21 protein-coding genes are annotated in these 16,361 nt (G+C 61.3%); 12 read left to right on the top strand and 9 right to left on the bottom strand.

The window, feature by feature from the left end:
- Positions 1 to 26 precede the first annotated feature (26 nt).
- The 6 genes from MIC97_RS15950 to moaB all read left to right on the top strand — a co-directional run bounded on the left by MIC97_RS15950 (position 27) and on the right by moaB (position 3,645).
- Positions 27 to 251, top strand: a complete 225-nt coding sequence (locus tag MIC97_RS15950; RefSeq protein WP_239800829.1) for a DUF2007 domain-containing protein — start codon at positions 27 to 29, stop codon at positions 249 to 251.
- The gene (locus MIC97_RS15945) at positions 248 to 1,042 is read left to right on the top strand and encodes a methyltransferase (protein WP_239800828.1); all 795 of its coding nucleotides are present in this window, start codon (positions 248 to 250) and stop codon (positions 1,040 to 1,042) included. The genes MIC97_RS15950 and MIC97_RS15945 overlap by 4 nt, the downstream gene beginning before the upstream one ends.
- Before the next feature lie 58 nt (positions 1,043 to 1,100).
- Positions 1,101 to 1,961 (top strand): S49 family peptidase, encoded by an 861-nt coding sequence (locus tag MIC97_RS15940; protein WP_183828099.1) that lies wholly within the window; start codon positions 1,101 to 1,103, stop codon positions 1,959 to 1,961.
- Between the two features lie 75 nt (positions 1,962 to 2,036).
- Entirely contained in the window at positions 2,037 to 2,222 is a 186-nt protein-coding gene (locus tag MIC97_RS15935; RefSeq protein ID WP_183828096.1) for a hypothetical protein, read from the top strand.
- A gap of 9 nt (positions 2,223 to 2,231) precedes the next feature.
- Positions 2,232 to 3,101, top strand: coding sequence for a 4-(cytidine 5'-diphospho)-2-C-methyl-D-erythritol kinase (locus MIC97_RS15930; RefSeq protein WP_239800827.1), 870 nt, complete (start codon positions 2,232 to 2,234; stop codon positions 3,099 to 3,101).
- A gap of 4 nt (positions 3,102 to 3,105) precedes the next feature.
- Complete coding sequence (gene moaB, locus MIC97_RS15925; RefSeq protein WP_239800826.1) at positions 3,106 to 3,645, top strand: molybdenum cofactor biosynthesis protein B; 540 nt, start codon at positions 3,106 to 3,108, stop codon at positions 3,643 to 3,645.
- Positions 3,646 to 3,654: 9 nt separating this feature from the next.
- Here the strand turns inward: moaB and MIC97_RS15920 are convergent, their stop codons facing one another.
- From MIC97_RS15920 to MIC97_RS15910, 3 genes are read right to left on the bottom strand one after another with little or no spacing between them, the layout of a single operon-like run.
- Positions 3,655 to 4,524: an NlpC/P60 family protein gene (locus MIC97_RS15920; RefSeq protein ID WP_239800825.1), complete on the bottom strand. Its 870-nt coding sequence runs from the start codon at positions 4,522 to 4,524 to the stop codon at positions 3,655 to 3,657.
- Positions 4,525 to 4,527: 3 nt separating this feature from the next.
- Entirely contained in the window at positions 4,528 to 4,878 is a 351-nt protein-coding gene (locus tag MIC97_RS15915; protein ID WP_239800824.1) for a MarR family transcriptional regulator, read from the bottom strand.
- 36 nt (positions 4,879 to 4,914) lie between these two features.
- Complete coding sequence (locus tag MIC97_RS15910; protein ID WP_239801170.1) at positions 4,915 to 6,285, bottom strand: leucyl aminopeptidase family protein; 1,371 nt, start codon at positions 6,283 to 6,285, stop codon at positions 4,915 to 4,917.
- A 256-nt stretch (positions 6,286 to 6,541) separates the two neighbouring features.
- Between MIC97_RS15910 and MIC97_RS15905 the strand changes: the two genes are divergently transcribed.
- Together MIC97_RS15905 and MIC97_RS15900 are read left to right on the top strand one after the other, a co-directional pair.
- A complete protein-coding gene (locus tag MIC97_RS15905) occupies positions 6,542 to 7,807 on the top strand; it encodes a mechanosensitive ion channel family protein (RefSeq protein WP_239801169.1) in 1,266 nt (421 codons plus the stop codon).
- 160 nt (positions 7,808 to 7,967) lie between these two features.
- Entirely contained in the window at positions 7,968 to 8,210 is a 243-nt protein-coding gene (locus MIC97_RS15900) for a hypothetical protein (protein ID WP_239800823.1), read from the top strand.
- A gap of 234 nt (positions 8,211 to 8,444) precedes the next feature.
- On the opposite strand, the gene MIC97_RS15895 is transcribed toward MIC97_RS15900, so the two are convergent.
- The 4 genes from MIC97_RS15895 to MIC97_RS15880 all read right to left on the bottom strand — a co-directional run bounded on the left by MIC97_RS15895 (position 8,445) and on the right by MIC97_RS15880 (position 9,784).
- The gene (locus MIC97_RS15895) at positions 8,445 to 8,675 is read right to left on the bottom strand and encodes a hypothetical protein (protein ID WP_239800822.1); all 231 of its coding nucleotides are present in this window, start codon (positions 8,673 to 8,675) and stop codon (positions 8,445 to 8,447) included.
- Positions 8,676 to 8,801: 126 nt separating this feature from the next.
- Positions 8,802 to 9,056: a hypothetical protein gene (locus MIC97_RS15890; protein ID WP_239800821.1), complete on the bottom strand. Its 255-nt coding sequence runs from the start codon at positions 9,054 to 9,056 to the stop codon at positions 8,802 to 8,804.
- The gene (locus MIC97_RS15885; protein WP_239800820.1) at positions 9,053 to 9,448 is read right to left on the bottom strand and encodes a hypothetical protein; all 396 of its coding nucleotides are present in this window, start codon (positions 9,446 to 9,448) and stop codon (positions 9,053 to 9,055) included. Before MIC97_RS15885 ends, MIC97_RS15890 begins: the two co-directional genes overlap by 4 nt.
- Positions 9,449 to 9,469: 21 nt before the next feature.
- Complete coding sequence (locus tag MIC97_RS15880) at positions 9,470 to 9,784, bottom strand: hypothetical protein (protein WP_239800819.1); 315 nt, start codon at positions 9,782 to 9,784, stop codon at positions 9,470 to 9,472.
- Positions 9,785 to 10,226: 442 nt separating this feature from the next.
- Between MIC97_RS15880 and MIC97_RS15875 the strand changes: the two genes are divergently transcribed.
- The 4 genes from MIC97_RS15875 to MIC97_RS25240 all read left to right on the top strand — a co-directional run bounded on the left by MIC97_RS15875 (position 10,227) and on the right by MIC97_RS25240 (position 14,156).
- Positions 10,227 to 10,937, top strand: coding sequence for a hypothetical protein (locus tag MIC97_RS15875; protein ID WP_239800818.1), 711 nt, complete (start codon positions 10,227 to 10,229; stop codon positions 10,935 to 10,937).
- A 241-nt stretch (positions 10,938 to 11,178) separates the two neighbouring features.
- A complete protein-coding gene (locus MIC97_RS15870; RefSeq protein ID WP_239800817.1) occupies positions 11,179 to 11,652 on the top strand; it encodes a hypothetical protein in 474 nt (157 codons plus the stop codon).
- A 310-nt stretch (positions 11,653 to 11,962) separates the two neighbouring features.
- Positions 11,963 to 12,787 (top strand): tetratricopeptide repeat protein, encoded by an 825-nt coding sequence (locus MIC97_RS15865; RefSeq protein WP_239800816.1) that lies wholly within the window; start codon positions 11,963 to 11,965, stop codon positions 12,785 to 12,787.
- 196 nt (positions 12,788 to 12,983) lie between these two features.
- Entirely contained in the window at positions 12,984 to 14,156 is a 1,173-nt protein-coding gene (locus tag MIC97_RS25240; protein WP_239800815.1) for a GGDEF domain-containing protein, read from the top strand.
- A gap of 88 nt (positions 14,157 to 14,244) precedes the next feature.
- On the opposite strand, the gene MIC97_RS15855 is transcribed toward MIC97_RS25240, so the two are convergent.
- Together MIC97_RS15855 and MIC97_RS15850 are read right to left on the bottom strand one after the other, a co-directional pair.
- Positions 14,245 to 15,276 (bottom strand): type II secretion system F family protein, encoded by a 1,032-nt coding sequence (locus tag MIC97_RS15855; RefSeq protein ID WP_239800814.1) that lies wholly within the window; start codon positions 15,274 to 15,276, stop codon positions 14,245 to 14,247.
- Positions 15,277 to 15,322: 46 nt separating this feature from the next.
- Positions 15,323 to 16,336, bottom strand: a complete 1,014-nt coding sequence (locus tag MIC97_RS15850; protein ID WP_239800813.1) for a type II secretion system F family protein — start codon at positions 16,334 to 16,336, stop codon at positions 15,323 to 15,325.
- Between the last annotated feature and the right edge of the window lie 25 nt (positions 16,337 to 16,361).

Genomic DNA, 16,361 nt, shown 5'->3' with positions numbered 1-16,361 from the left:
GCCCCTCAAACCGGGACATCTCCTGTATGATCGAGCTTGTGCGTACCAACGATGCCGTCGTCATTTCGTTCGTGGAAGCGCTGATGCGCGATGCGGGCATTGCCTGCATGGTGGCAGACCAGAATATGAGCGTACTGGACGGTTCGCTCGGCATCCTGCCGAGGCGCATCCTTGTTGATTCCGAACAGGCCGACGAGGCCCGCAGGATACTGACCGATGCGGGGATAGCCCATGAGATCCGCGACGCATGACGGCTCGCGAAGAGCAGGCACTCCCTGACGGGCACACCATTGACGCCTTTCATCGCGGCCGCTTCTGGCTGGTCCAGCCAGCCAAAGGCGGCCATCGCGCAGGCATGGATGCCATGATGCTGGCCTCGAGCGTGCCCTCCGGCTTTTCCGGCCGGCTGGCGGATTTCGGCGCTGGGGCGGGTGCGGCCGGCCTTGCCGTGCTGTCGCGCTGCCCGGCCGCGCAGGCGGTTCTGGTCGAGCGCGCGCCGGAAATGGCGGCCTGCGCTGAGGCCACGCTTGCCCATCCCCACAATGCGCATCTTGCCGCTCGCGCCACGGTTCTGATGGCCGATGTCGCGCTCACCGGCAAGGCCCGGCACATGGCGGGGCTTGAAGACAATACCTTCGACTACGTGATCATGAACCCGCCCTTCAACGCCGAGGCAGACCGGGCGACGCCGGACGAACTGAGACGGCAGGCGCATGTGATGGAAGAGGGGCTGTTCGAAAACTGGCTGCGCAGCGCCGCGGCCGTCATCCGCCCGCGCGGCGGCGTCTCGATCATCGCCCGCCCCGAATCCCTGCCGGCCATACTGGAGGCCATGCAGGGACGCTTCGGCAGTGTCGGGATCAAACCCATCCATCCCCGCGAAGACGAGGCCGCGATACGCATCGTCGTTCGCGCCACATATGGCGCGCGCGGTAAGCTTGCCCTTTTCCCTCCACTGGTGCTGCATGAGAGCGGAACTGGCCAGCCCCGCCACCACAGCGACCAGATAATAAACGGCGTGGAATCACTTTTCGGCGATTGACGGCTTTGCTGCGGCGCAGCGAATGCCTACATGCTGCGCAGATCCCGGAGACATTGCCTTGAAGAGACTTCTCAACCGCCTCCTGCCGAAATCCTGGCGCTCCAACGTCACCACCATTCCCGTCATCCGCCTGCACGGAACGATCATGGCGGGCGGTTCCCAGTTCCGCCCTGCCCTGTCACTGGCCACCACGGCGGGCCTGATCGAAAAGGCATTCGCCTTCGATGCGCCGGCCGTCGCGATTTCCATCAATTCACCTGGCGGTTCGCCGGTGCAGTCCCGCCTCATCTTCAAGCGCATCCGCGACCTTGCGCGCGAGAAGAACCGTAAGGTTCTGGTCTTCGTGGAAGATGTTGCGGCCTCCGGCGGCTACATGATCGCGCTGGCCGGCGACGAGATCATCGCCGATCCGTCCTCGATCGTCGGGTCGATCGGCGTGGTTTCTTCCTCTTTCGGCTTTCCCGAACTTTTGAAGAAGATCGGCGTCGAACGCCGCGTCCACACCGCCGGCAAGAACAAGGCCGTGCTCGATCCGTTCCAGCCCGAGAAAAAAGCGGATGTGGAACGGCTGAAATCGCTGCAGCTCGAAATTCACGAGACCTTCATCGACATGGTCCGGCAAAGGCGCGGCGCGAAGCTCAGCGACGATCCCGACCTGTTCACCGGCCTGTTCTGGACCGGCAAGAAGGGCCTCGAACTCGGCCTTGTCGATTCGCTGGGCGACATGCGCGAGGTTCTGAAACAGCGTTATGGCAGCAAAACCCGGCTGAAGCTGATCAGCGCGCCGCGTGGGCTCTTGTCGCGGGTCGGATCGTTCGGAACGCGCGGCCGAAACATCCCCGACATGGCAGCAGCCGCCACCACAGGCCTGATCGATGCGGCAGAGGAGCGCGCCTTGTGGTCGCGCTTCGGCCTTTGAAAAACCGCGCGCACGCGCTACCATCATGCATGATCGGCCGGATGCCTTTCGGCATCGTGCCGCAGGAGAGCTGAGATGCCGCAGATCATCTTCTTCGTCGCCGTGGGCATCGTCGCCTATATCGGCTACCGCACCTTCGTCAGGGAAGCCGAGCGGGTGACGGCAAAAATCCGCCGCGCCGAGCAGCAGCAGAAGACGGGCGCGAACGGCACGCTGGTCAAGGACCCGAAGACGGGCGAATACCGCGTCGCCAAGGACTGATTGCCGTCCGTGAACGCGATTTCCGTGCTTGCCGAGGCCGCCCCGGCCAAGATCAACCTTGCCCTGCATGTCGTCGGCCGCCGGCCGGATGGCTATCATGAGCTGGAAACACTTGCCGTCTTCACCGAATATGGCGACCGGCTGAGCGTCGGGCACGGGGAGCGGGACGAATTTTCCATGCACGGCCCTTACGCAGCCTGCCTGCCTGCGGACGACGGCAATCTGGTGATCCGCGCCCGCGAGGCGCTCAGAATGGCGTTTCCCGACACCTATCTGCCGCCCGTTTGCATCCGGCTTGAAAAGAACCTGCCCGTCGCTTCCGGGATCGGCGGCGGGTCGAGCGATGCGGCTGCCGCTCTCAGAGCGCTTGCCCGCCACTGGAACCTCGACGACACCTCGCCCCTCACCGCGCTGGCGCCACGGCTGGGCGCGGATGTGCCCATGTGCCTTGCCGCGCGGCCCTTGCTGGCGCGGGGTGCGGGCGAGCGCATCGAGCCGGTGACCGGCCTGCCGGAACTGGCGACGGTGCTGGTGAATCCGGGCGTGGAGGTGTCGACGCCGCAGGTGTTTTCAGCCCTCGCCAGCCGCGAAAATGCGCCCCTGCCCTCCTTGCCGACGAATCCCGGTCTTAGTGGATTGCTGGAGTGGCTTGCCGCCAGCCGCAACGATCTCGAAGCCGCCGCCCTTTTCATCGCCCCGGCCATTGCCGAAAGCCTTTCGGCACTCAGGGCCAGCGGGGCCGCCTTTGCCCGCATGTCGGGCTCGGGCGCGACCTGTTTCGGCATCTACGGGAGCAGGCAGGCCGCTGAACTTGCGGCGGAAGCCATCAGCCGCGGACGGCGCGACTGGTTCGTCGCCGCCACGTCCACAACAGGTTAGCCTCATGTCCGATCAGCGCCCTTTCATCCCCGTGCGTTTCGCGGTTCTGACCGTGTCGGACACACGCAGCCTCGCGGAAGACCGCTCCGGCCAGACGCTGGCCGACCGCATCGCGGAAGCCGGCCATGTTCTGGCCGCGCGCGACATCGTGACCGACGACAGGCAAGCGATCCGCGACAGGGTGCTAGGCTGGTCGCAGGATGACGGCATCGATGCCATCATCACCACCGGCGGCACCGGCTTCACCGGCCGCGACGTGACGCCCGAGGCGCTGGAGCCGATCTTCGAGAAACGCATGGACGGCTTCTCTGAAGTGTTCCACCGCATTTCCTATGACAAGATCGGCACCTCGACCATCCAGAGCCGCGCCACCGGCGGGGTGGTCAACGCCACTTTCGTCTTCGTGCTGCCGGGCTCCCCCGGCGCCTGCCGGGATGCCTGGGACGGCATCCTCAAAGCCCAGTTCGACTACCGGCACATGCCCTGCAATTTCGTGGAGATCATGCCCCGGCTGGACGAGCATTTGCGCCGCAACAAGAGCTGAGCCCGCAGATCACGGGCGGCGAAAGCCGGTCGGAGTTCCATAGAGATAACCGATGCGGTCGATCGCCTCGCGCAGGCCTTCGCGGGCCACGGTCATGGTGTGGCCGTTGGCATGGATCATGTTTTTGCTATCCGTCATGATCGCGACATGCCCTTTCCAGAAGACGAGATCGCCGCGTCTCAGACCGGCGTGATCCGCGCCCGGATTGAGCGGCTCGCCAAGGCCGGCTGCCTGCATGTCGGAATCGCGCAGCACGTCACGGCCAGCCATGCGCATGGCAAGCTGGACCAGCCCCGAACAATCGATGCCGAAACCGGAGGCGCCGCCCCACAGATAGGGCGTGCCGAGCAGGGTTTCCGCCACCGCCACATAATCCGGCGCATGCTGTTCCGCAGGCACCAGATGGCCGGCGATCACCGCCCTGCCATCGTCCAGAAGGGCATAGGCTGTGCCGCGCGTTTCGGCAGCACCCACCACCGTGACCGCGGAGCCCAGCGACAGAGCGCCGGCGCGCGGAAAGCGCAGGTCGGGACCCGGATAGAGGAAGGTGCGCGGCACGCAGACCAGATGCGTCGGAGCCAGGCCCCGCGCGCCGGTTTCGGCCTCGCGCACATAGCCGACATAGCCGTCGCGCTCGGCCTGCACCCACGCCCAGCCGTCGGCGACGTCATAGACCAGCACATCGTCGCCGAACAGAAACTGCGTGTTGACGCCGGCATCGGCGCGCGGTGCGCTCAGCACGTCCGCGACCGCCACCGATATGCGCGCCGGCTGGCCCGGAACGAAGCGCTGCGCTTCAACCTGTCCCTCCAGCCGGGCATCGGCAAGGTCGGGACGATACGCATGCAGGCGGCGGTCGGATATGGTCACGGGCAGCATCTTTCAGGTCGGAAGGTCGAGGGCTTTGGCGACAATATCATCGCCGAAGCGCTCGACATAGAGCGCACCTTCGACGGTGCGGCGGATGAGAACGTTGCGGCGATCGTTCTCGTCGCGGTGGCGCGAGACCAGCTTCATCGCGCCCATCGTGTCGAGCGCACGGGTGATGACCGGCTTGGTTACGCTCAGCTTCGCGGCGAGCCCCCGCACCGTATGCGGCGGTGGATCGAGATAGATGGTGAACAGGATCGCCATCTGGCGCATGGTCAGGTCATGCGCATCGTCGCGCACTTCGTGCAGGCACACCTGCTGCCACAGCCGCAAGGCCTGTATCGGGCGCATGGAAACAACCATGCGCCCGGTTTAACCCAAAATCGTTTCGGTTCCGTTTCAGTTCCCGAAGCGTTTCGAGATCATCTGCTCCAGCGCGCGGATGCCCTGCGCCTCGCCGCCCACCGGGGCATGCGGCCGCTCTGCCGGGGTCCAGCCGTAGATGTCGAAATGCGCCCATGCGGACGTGTTTTCCACGAAACGCTTCAGGAACAGGGCGGCAGTGATCGATCCGGCAAAGCCGTCCGTGGTGACATTGTTGAGGTCGGCCACTTTCGACGCCAGTTTGACGTCATATGGCCGCCACAGCGGCATGCGCCACAGCGGGTCCTCGACATCGGCGGACGCGGCGGCGATGTCGCCGGCCAGCGCCTCGTCGTCTGTATAGAAAGGCGGCAGATCGGGGCCCAGCGCCACGCGCGCCGCACCCGTCAGCGTCGCCATGTCAATCAGAAGCTCAGGCTTTTCCTCATCTGCCAGCGCCAGCGCATCGCCCAGCACCAGACGCCCTTCCGCGTCGGTATTGCCGATTTCGACGGTCAGCCCCTTGCGGCTTTGCAGCACGTCGCCGGGGCGGAAGGCATTGCCGGAAATGGCGTTTTCCACTGCGGGAATGAGAACGCGCAGCCGCACCTTCAGCCCGCCCGCCATGATCATGGATGCGAGCCCCAGCACATTGGCGGCTCCGCCCATGTCCTTCTTCATCAACAGCATGCCGGAGGCCGGCTTGATATCGAGCCCGCCGGTGTCGAAGCACACGCCCTTGCCGACCAGCGTCACCTTTGGCGCATCCTCCCGCCCCCAGCGCAGGTCGATGAGGCGCGGCGCCTTGTCGGATGCGCGGCCGACCGCGTGGATCATCGGGAAGCCGGCAGCAAGAAGATCGTCGCCAACCGTCACCGAGACCTCCGCGCCATGCCTTGCCGCCAGATCCCGCACCGCCTTTTCCAGCCCGTCGGGCCCCATGTCATTGGTCGGCGTGTTGATCAGGTCGCGCGTGAGGAACACGCTTTGCGTCAGGCGCCCCAGCCGTCCTGCATCCACCCCTTCGGGAACAGAGAGCAGCAACCGGCGGCCGGGCTTCTTACCATAACGGGTGAAGACATAGCCCCCGAGCGCCACGGCGAGTGCCGCGATTTCCGGCTTTTCCAGAGCGCCCTGCAACTGCCAGTCGCCATCAGGCAGGGCCCGCGCCAGAGCGCCGAGGGCCAGCGCACTGTTTGCCCCATCGCCAAGGCCGAACACGGCGCCGCCAATGTTCCCGCCCTCGCCCGGCAGCACCAGCGTCCTGCCGGCCTGACCGTCGAAGCCGTTTGCCTGCGCCCATGCCAGCGCCTGCGCGGAAAGACCGGCATCCGCCAGCCTGTCCTTGCCGACGAGATAAACAGGAAGGGCCCGGTCCGGACCGATTGCGGCGAATTCAACAGACATCATGCATCTCCAGCCGGCGCGTCAGGCCCGCCGGCATTTTCAGTTAGATCACAAGGACGATCACGGCTTATCAGGTCGCGAGCGGGCGATAAACAGGGTTCAAAAAGCGGCTTTGCCCCTGTCTGCGCAGGCTGAGAGCCCTATTTTAACCGGAAGGTTCAAATAAGGCCCTTCTTGCGGCTATGCTGGGCTCAGCCGATTCCAATTCCCGAACATTGATCATACAGATGAGGCAAGCGAGACAGTGACGGTCTCCATTCAAGAATTTTTCCAGTCCTATCCCTGGCTTCAGACCCTTACCGCGCTCATCGCGCTGATACTGGCAGCCCTGTTCGCCAACTTCATCGTGAAGTCGGTTCTTCTCCAGATCCTCAACCGCATCGTTGCTAGAACGGCATTCGGGCGCGACGAGGAATTACGTCGCCATGGCGTGATAGAACGGCTGGCCAATGTCACGCCAGCGCTGGTGATCGCCGCAGGCATCATGGCGGTGCCCGGCCTTCCGGCAGTCGTGGTCACGGTGGTGACGAATGTAGCCAATGCCTTCATGATTCTCATGGTGGCAATGGCCATCAGCGCCGCTTTCAACATCGTCGACACGCTTTATCACCGCCGCCCGGAAGCCCGGATGAAACCCATCAAGGGCTACATTCAGGTGGTCAAGATCGCCGTCTATGTGGTCGCCGCACTGCTGATGATCGCAACCCTCATCGACCGTTCCCCGCTGATCCTGCTCTCGGGTCTCGGTGCGATGGCCGCGGTTCTCATTCTGGTCTTTCAGGACACGCTGCTGTCGCTGGTCGCCGGCATCCAGATTTCATCCACCGGCTTGGTGCGGGTGGGCGACTGGATCGAGATGCCCAGCCTCAACGCCGATGGCGACGTCATCGAGATCGCGCTGCACACCGTGCAGGTGCGCAATTTCGACAAGACCATCACCACCATTCCGATTCGCAAGCTGGTCACCGATTCGTTCAAGAACTGGCGCGGCATGCAGGAATCGGGCGGACGGCGCATCAAGCGATCCATCTATCTCGACCAGACGAGCATCAGGTTCCTCTCGCCGGACGAGCTCGCAAAACTCGAGTCCTTCGGTCTGCTGGAAACCTATATCAGACATAAGAAAAACGAGATTTCCGAGTGGAACGGTAAGCTCGGCGAGAAGGCAAGAGTAGCAGCGAACACGCGCCGGATCACCAATATCGGCACGTTCCGCGCCTATGTGGACACCTATCTGCGCAATCATCCGGGCGTGCACAAGGGCATGACCATCATGGTCCGCCAGCTCCAGCCCGGGCCGGAAGGTCTGCCGATCGAGATCTACTGCTTCACCAACACCACCGTCTGGACTTCATACGAGGGTATTCAGGCCGATATATTCGACCACCTGTTCGCCATCCTGCCCGAATTCGCACTCGCGGTGTTCCAGAATCCAAGTGGTGCCGACCTCAGCTCATGGGCCTCGGCCCGCCCCTATCTGGAAAATCTGGAAGAGGCGAAGGAAGAGGCCGGCGTGAACTGAAGCACCCGGAAATCACCGCGAAACGGCATCGCTCCGGTGCTGCCGTTTCGCGGTAAAACATGAAGTGATCCTCGGGCGAGCCCCGTGCCATTCTCCGGCCCACCGGCGGCTGCTAGACAAGGCAGGCCTTTCACAAGGCTGGTTAAATACGAGGAAAAACATGAAAACCTATATTCTTGCCCTGTCCATCATGATGGCTGCTACGCCGGCATTCGCCTGCACGGCCGAAGAAGTACAGTCAAAGGCGATGGAGGTTTCGACCAGGATGCAGGAACTGGCAGCCACGAATCCGGAGAAGGCAATGGAGATCGGGCAGAAGCTTGCGACTGCGCAGTCTCAGGCCACCACCGACCTCGATGGCGCATGCAAGCTCTATGACGGCATTCTCGAAGATCTGAAGTAATCTTTTCGTGGCCTGCCCGGCGACTTCGCCGGCGCAGGTCCTTGCCCTCGAGGAAAATACCACGCTCTGTTGACGCTCCCAGCGCCCCCCCCAAATTAACCAGCCGTTATTGTTAATTCATACCAGCCTATGCAATTGATATTTATTAATAAATTATCTGTCATTGCCCGCACATTGGGTCAAAATCAGACTCTTGAAGTCATTGAATAATCCCGCCTTGCCCCCCGCACCTTTTTAAGGTCGAAACCAAGCGACAATCTTCGCCACGCTCTCCCCGAACATGACCATCCCCACGGCTATGCCGAGGATACCGACGATCATCCATTTCATGAACGCCTCCACGGTGGCGATAGATCGCACACGGCGGATGCCATCGTTGAGCGTGTCCAGTTCATCAGGCCAGAGACCGGACAGGAACTCCTTCGTCTTGTCGGGCAGATCGTCAAACCGCTTTGCATCATTCATTTCCAGCATCCCCGCTGCTTACCGAAAGTATTATGAGCCGCTACGCCTTGGGCAAACGGCTTGTCGTTCTGGATGATGATCTGCCGTGTCTCTGCCGATGGCGTGAGCTTTCGCCAGCCGTCGCACTCACTGACAGTCGTTGTCTTCGGGCAGGCACTTGCCGCCAAGAGCGCCGCAAAGCTCGGGGCTATCCATATTGCGTGCCTGTTCATCGACGCGGTTCCTTTCGCGCAAGACTTCAACGGATCTCATGAGGATGGCGGTGCGCTCGCTCGCAGCGCCCCGCTGGTAGCCGTGGAGCCATGACAGGCCCATGAGAGAGGCGGCAACTGCGAGAACGCCCAACACGCGGCCGAGGGGTGACAAGATAATGGCGATCATGTCGCCGCCTCTGCCCGGATGGCTTTCACGCGCCGGATGATCGATAGCCCGACCACCAGCGCGACCAGCCCGCCCGCAATGCCAATGCCGGACCAGCCCCAGCCGTCAGTCTGTTGCTTGACAGCTTTGTCAACGGCTTCAGGGACAACCGGCACCTCAATCTTGGGCTGCCCCGCCTCATGCAGGCGCTTGACCTCGGACAGGGCTGCCGTGACCTGCATGACGGAGACAGATGCATTTTGGCCGCTGTAGTAGCCTATGCCATTGAAGGTTGGGAGCGAGGCCCATTCGCGCGCCAGATTGTCGAGCAGGCTTTCCAGCTTGAGCCGCCCCGAAAGCCACTTGTCGATGCCGCGTTGGCCCAGCAGGTAGCAGCCCATGCGATCCTGCATGTCGCGATCGAACTTCGCGCGTTACGGAATGCTAAGGGCCTTCTGGATGTTCCGCCGGGTGGTTCGCACGATCTGGTAGCGCCCGACTGCCGACGAGTTCCATTTGTTTTTCGGATGGGCGAGCATTTTGCCCTGCAAGTCATCGACCTGTTTCAGCGTCATCTTGATCAGATCGACGGGGCCGCCCGTATACGGGCCATATGCCAGCGTCTCGTTGTAGCCTCGGCCTTTGTCTGTGCCTTCTGAGAGGCCGAGAAGATTAAGGACGGGGCGGTACACCCAGTATTTGTCATGCGCAGCAGCAAGCGCCGCGCCGGCGGGCACGGTTCTGTCCATGGTCTTTCCTTTCTTTTTGCAGATGTGTAGAGATGCTCGCCACAGTGGCGGGGACCGCATTGATGAAATATGCTTTTGAAAAGGCCGATGAACCTATTAGCCGGGCATCTGACGTGGATTTCTACGATCCATGGTCAAGACAACTGACATTCGATAAGCCAGAGTGCTTGCCATCGCTTCCGGATCTCGATTCCGAAAGGGAGTGGGCACGTCGGGATGCGGTGGAATGACTGAAAATTCCCCCGACTAAGGTGGCCCGCCGTTCAACTGGCGCCGCGCTACGGTATATGTCGTGCTGACGGCAGCGGTTGCGAATTGGCTGGCGAGCGGCTGACTCGACTCCCTTAATCGGCCACCTGCCCGCGTCAGTCAGGCAGTCATATTGCTCTGGTAATTTGGTGGGCCGGTAATTAATGCTACCGCTAACTTAAAGAGAATTGATATGGCTCAGGATCGGTTTGAGGCGGCATTATATCGCGCAATTGCCAAGCATCGTGCTGAGATGCCCGAGCAGCGCAATAGGATCTACGCGGCTGCACGAGACAGCTTACAACGAGCAGGGAAAAGTTCCGAAGACATCGCTGCACTGGAAGATGCGATCAGGAAGGTTGAAAGCACATTCGATGCGCCCTCGGCCTCAATGGCGCGCTCTTTTGCTAGATCAAACTCTTGGACCGCTCTCCTATTTGGGGGCGGCCTGATAGCCGGGGCCGGCGCAGCTTATCTTTTGTTAAGTGGGCTGCCCAAAACGGGCAGCAACGCTGACACTGCCTTGCCACACCAGCAATTGTTGCGTGCTTACAATGAACAACTGCCCCTGATGCCGGAAGCCGTGTCCTATTTACGTGAGCTGTCGGCGGAAATCGTGCGGCGACAGAAAGAAGACCCCACATCCCTGCGTGTGGAGAAGACGCTCATGCTGCTGAGCATATTTGATGGTGATCTCGCCAAAAAGATGCCGGCATCGTTACCTCAGGGCACAGAGGCCGTGATCCGGGTCAGCGCGACAGACTACAAAATTATGCTCAATTGGACGCTTTGCGGTACCGCCGCCATATACAGCCCAGAAATGGTCGATAAGGTGCGCGCCACAGTATCTACAATCGGATGTCCTTATTTCGGTGTATGGACGCCGGGAGCCGCCGGTTGGTAGTGCAGGCCACGCAATAGACCGTGACTTTGGACATACCGCCGCCTGCCGGTCGATGGCGGCAGCGCGTTCGAACAGCTTCCAGCGACCGGTCTGTGTCAATGGATTGGGAATGGCTCCAGCCGTTGGGCTGGCAAGCTCCGCCCTGCGGGCCTGCGCCTGTCCGGTTCCGGAAAGCTGAATTTTGCTGCCATCACCGAGGCCGACATTCGCACTGGTATGTGCGCCGTGAAGCCACACGACAATGGAGATGGAAGATCTCCGCAGCATAAAAGCCGCGCTTCAGTTCGCGCTCGATAGCGGATGGAGCGAGAAGAACCCCGCATCAAACGTCAAAATGCGCAAAACCAAAACGGATGGATATCACACTTGGACCGTCGAGGAAGTTACCCGGTATCAAGAGCGCCATCCGGTTGGCACACAGGCGCGCCTCGCGCTCGACATCATGCTCTACACCGGCTTTCGGCGGGGTGATGCCATTACGTTCGGAAAGCAGCATATCAAGGATGGCGTGATCCAGTTTCAGGCCGGGAAGAACAGTGCCGAACTCGACATCCCTGTGCTGTCTCCCTTCGACCGTTCAATTGAGGCGACAAAGACCGGCGATATGGTTTTTCTGATCAATACACGCGGAAAGCCGTGGTGCAATATAAGCTTCGGATATTGGTTCGCAGATCGGTGCGATGAGGCTGGTGTTCCAGGTCGCGCATGGCCTTAGGAAGGCTGGAGCAACCATCGCTGCGAACAACGGAGCCACCCCATTTGAACTCACTGCCATGTACGGCTGGTCATCAACAAAGATGGCCGAACTATACACACGCAATGCCGATAAAGAGGGCCTCGCAGAACGTGCAGCGGACAAGCTAGACCCGCACCTAAAAAAGTGCGGGGAGTACGTAAGAATTTATTAATGATTTCAACGCCGTTTTGATCGCAAATTAACCAAGCATTAGGGTTAACGGACTATTGATTTGCATGAGGATCGGCCGTCCTGAAACGGCCGCGCCAGCAGATGGAGGCGGGCTCTCATGCAGATTTGGCGCAATCACGCCGCGAACGGACGCCATTTGATAACGGCAGCTCTCGCCATTGTCCTGATGGCAAGCGTCTCGGGCTGCGGCACCGACAAGATGAAGACCGGCTCTATCGGTCGCGCCGGTGGCGGCAAATCGATGGAGACGATGTCCTCCGGTCAGTTGCGCAACGCATCGGCGAGCCTCGGCAAGGCCTATGCTGCAAACCCGAACGACAAGGCAACTGCCATACAGTTCGCCACGGTCCTGCAGATGGACGGCAATGCCCAGCAATCGCTGGCCGTGATGCGCAAGCTGGCCATCGCCCATCCGAAAGACAGGCAGGTTCTTGCGGCCTACGGCAAGGCGCTCGCGGCCAATGGCCAGTTTGAGCCCGCGCTTGACGCCGTTCGCCGTGCCCAGACCCCGGAATATCCGGACTGGCGCCTGATGTCTGCCGAGGGTGCTATACTCGACCAGATCGGCCAGAAGGACAATGCCCGCCAGCTCTATCGCAAGGCCCTCGATCTCAAGCCGGAAGAACCCTCGGTGCTGTCCAATCTCGGTATGTCCTATGTTCTGGAAGGCGATCTGCGAACTGCGGAAAGCTTCCTCGCCTCGGCGGCACGGCAGCCGGGCGCCGACAGCCGCGTGCGCCAGAACCTTGCGCTGGTCGTCGGCCTGCAGGGGCGCTTCGACGAGGCCGAACGCATCGCCTCGCAGGAACTGTCGCCCGATCAGGCACGATCCAACGTGGCCTATTTGCGCTCCATGCTGGCGCAGCAGAATTCCTGGAGCCAGCTGAAGGCGCAGGACCGCAAGAAATCCGCGACAAACTGACATTTTCCGGTCCGGCGAAACGCCGTCCGGCAAGCCATATTGCGTTTACGTCAAGGTAAGGTGATAAGCTCGTCCCCGGCAGGCACTTCAGGCGCGTTGCTCTCTTCATGACGGCCCGGCATCATTGCCGACCTTCCATGAAGAACAACCGTGAACCCTGCCCCACTGGGTGATTTCACAAGCCGGACCCTGTATCGTGGCGCTCGACTTTCTGACGCTCTACATCGTCATCCTGCTCAACTCGCTGACCGTCAGCGTGATCTGGGCAGCGGTTTCCTATGTCTACCGCTCTTTTATCACCGCCCGCATCTGGCTGGCGGGCTGCCTGCTGTCGGTGATCGGCGGCGCTGTCCTGTCGCTGCAGGGGAATGAGGGCGCACTGGTCCCGGCTATCGTCGGAAACGGCTTCGTCATCTTCGGCTTCTGTCTTTTCTGGGTCGGCGTGCGCCATTTTTACGGCGCTGGCGGAGGCTGGAAGGCCAGTGTCGCCATCACCATTGCCAGCATGCTGTGCATGGTGGCGGCTTTCGAAAGCTGGAACTGGCGCAACGTCGTTTATGCAACGGCTCAATCCGTCCCGATGCTGCTTGCCGCGATTTTCCTGCTGCGCCGTCCGGAGCGAAAGCTTGGCGACTGGATCGCGGCTGCCGCCATGCTGATCGGCCTGGCTGGCCATGCGGTGGAAACCGCCCTGAATTTTATGCTCATGGGCGGCTACACGGACCGCGGCTTCTACAATGTCGTTGAGTCCTACGCGCTTCTGTGCGTGATCTTCAGCGGTGTGGTGTGGAACTTCGGCTTTGTCGCCATGGCCATGGACCGGCTGCGCGACGAGGTCGCCGCGCTCGCCTCGAAGGACGAGTTGACCGGGCTGCCGAACAGACGCCTGTTTCTGGAACGCCTTGCCGCCGAAGTCATGAGATCGGGCCGCACCGGGCGCCCGTTCGCGGTTTTCATCATCGATCTCGACCTGTTCAAGGAAATCAACGACGAGCACGGCCATGCGGCGGGCGACGATGCCTTGCGCCATCTGGCGCATACCCTGTCATCGCATCTGAGGCCGACGGACTTCCCTGCCCGCTATGGTGGAGATGAATTTTGCGCGGTTCTGCCGGAAACCACTGCTGCGCAGGCGAAATCCTGCGCATCTGCGCTTGTCGAAGCCGTACGCTCGCAGCCATGGCGCTGGCAGGGCCGCAGCTTTCCGCTCAGCGTCAGTCTGGGCGCGGCGGTGTGGTCGAAAGCGTCCCCCACTCAGCCAGAATCACTGATGGAACAGGCGGATCAGGCGCTCTACGCAGTCAAAAAGCGTGGCCGCAACGGGTGCGAAGTCTTCAGCCCGGCACTAGCACAGAGCGACGCTGCTTGATCGGACGCAAATGCAACAGCACCGGGATTACCAAGCTGATAGCAATCAGAAACATGAGGGGTAGGACTGTTGCCCTCTTCGTCCGCCGCTACTCGACGCTGGAACTTGAGGTGGCCTTTGGCTGATCGCCGAAGAAACCGCCATTTTCGCGCAGTTGCATGATTGCCGGGCCGATGATGACCGCAAACAGCACGGGCAGGAAAAACAGGATCATCGGCACGGTAAGTTTCGGCGGCAGCGCGGCGGCCTTCTTTTCCGCCTCGGTCATGCGCGCTTCGCGGCTTTCCGCCGAAAGCACGCGCAGGGCATGAGCCACCGGCGTGCCGTATCGCTCTGCCTGAATAAGCGCCTGCGTAACCGACTTCACCGGCTCCAGCCCCGTGCGCTCGGCAAGATTTTCGTAAGCCTGCCGGCGCTCCTGCAGATAGGAAAGCTCGGCTGTGGTCAGGATGAATTCTTCGGCAAGCTCCACCGACTGGGAGCCGATCTCGTCGGCCACCTTGCGCATCGCCGCTTCGACCGACATGCCCGATTCGACGCAGATCAGCATCAGATCCAGCGCATCTGGCCAGGCGCGCTTGATGGATTCCTTGCGCTTGGTGGCGCGGTTGGTGACGTAGATGACAGGTGCGTAGAACCCCGCATAGGCAGCGCCGATGCAGGCGAGCACACGGATCATAATCGGCTTTTCCGCCATGACGCCGAGACCGAAGATGTAGAACACGGCAAAAGACAGACCGGCAAATGGCAGGACGAGGCGGAAAAACAGGAATTTCGTCATCGGGTTCTGGCCACGGAAACCGGCTGTCTTGAGATGACGCACCGTGTTCTCGTCGGCCAGAAGGCGACGCAGATCGAGCTTGTCGACGATGTTGCGCATGCCGGTGGACTGCTGCTCGCGCAGGCCACGGCTGCGGCGCTCCGCCTCCGCCGCAAGACGCGCGCGCTGCTTCGCGCGCAGTTCGTCCCGCTCCAGCGCAACCGCTTTCATCCGGGTCTTGAGCGGATCGCCGCCGAAAGCCGGAAGCAGCGTTATCATCGTTGCAAAAACGGCGATGCCGACCAGAATTGCCGTCAGGAACACCGGATCGGTCAGGGTCTTGATGGTCAGATCTGTCACGGCAAACTCCCGTTCAATGCATCCAGTAAGCGCGTCCGCTTGAATCCTAGACGTCGAAATTCATCATCTTGCGCATCACGAAAATGCCGATCGACATCCACAAAGCCGAAACGCCGAGGATCATGTTTCCGCCGGAGGTGGTGAACAACGGCGTGATGTATTCCGGGCTCGTGAGATAGACGAGAAACGCCACGATGATGGGCAGAGAACCGATGATGACGGCCGACGCCTTTGCCTCCATCGACAAGGCTGCGACTTTGGCTTTCATCTTCTTGCGATCACGCAACACACGCGAAAGATTGCCAAGGGCCTCCGAGAGGTTGCCACCGGCCTGCGCCTGAATCTGGATGACGATTCCGAAGAATCCCGCTTCCGAACACGGCATGGTTTCAGGCATCCGCATGGCGGCATCGGGAATAGACAGGCCCATCTGCTGGGCATCGACGATGCGGCGGAATTCGCCGCGTACCGGTTCCGGTGCTTCTGAAGCAATCAGGCGCACCCCGTCGTTCAGGGGCAGGCCCGATTTCACCGCGCGCACGATGATGTCCAGCGCATTTGGAAATTCGTTGAGGAAGGCCTTTACGCGCCGCGCGCGCAGGAAGGATATGATCCAGCGCGGCAGGCCAAGGCCGCCTGCCACAAGAACGCCGGGCAGAATGATCGGCGGCAGACCGACCACAAAGGCAACCAGCGTCAGGGCAAGTCCGCATATCGCCGAGTAGAGATAGAAACGCCCGAGGCTCAGATCGAGACCGGCCTGCCGGATCTGAAGCTTGAGAGGCGCTTTACTGACATTACGGTCCTGAAGCTTCTGCTTCTCGTCCAGTTCCTTCAGTGATTCCTGAACCGACTTGCGGCGCTTTGCTGCTTCAGCGACACGATCGCGCGAGGCCTTGACCGAGGCCCTGTCAGAGTCGGCGGCCTTGATCGTCTGCAAACGCTTGCCGACGTTCTTTTCTTCGCTGATGCGGTTGAACAGAAAGGCGTAGGCCACCGCGCCGGCGCTCATGCCAGCCAGCACAACGAACATCAGGACGGTGCTGTCAATTCCGAACATTGCGGCTACCCTCCACGCTCATGGT

Source organism: Aquamicrobium sp. NLF2-7 (assembly GCF_022359935.1).
In the GTDB taxonomy this organism is placed as follows: Bacteria; Pseudomonadota; Alphaproteobacteria; order Rhizobiales; family Rhizobiaceae; genus Mesorhizobium; species Mesorhizobium lusatiense.
The sequence above is the reverse complement of the archived record's forward strand: the minus strand, read 5'-3'. Positions and strand labels throughout refer to the sequence as shown.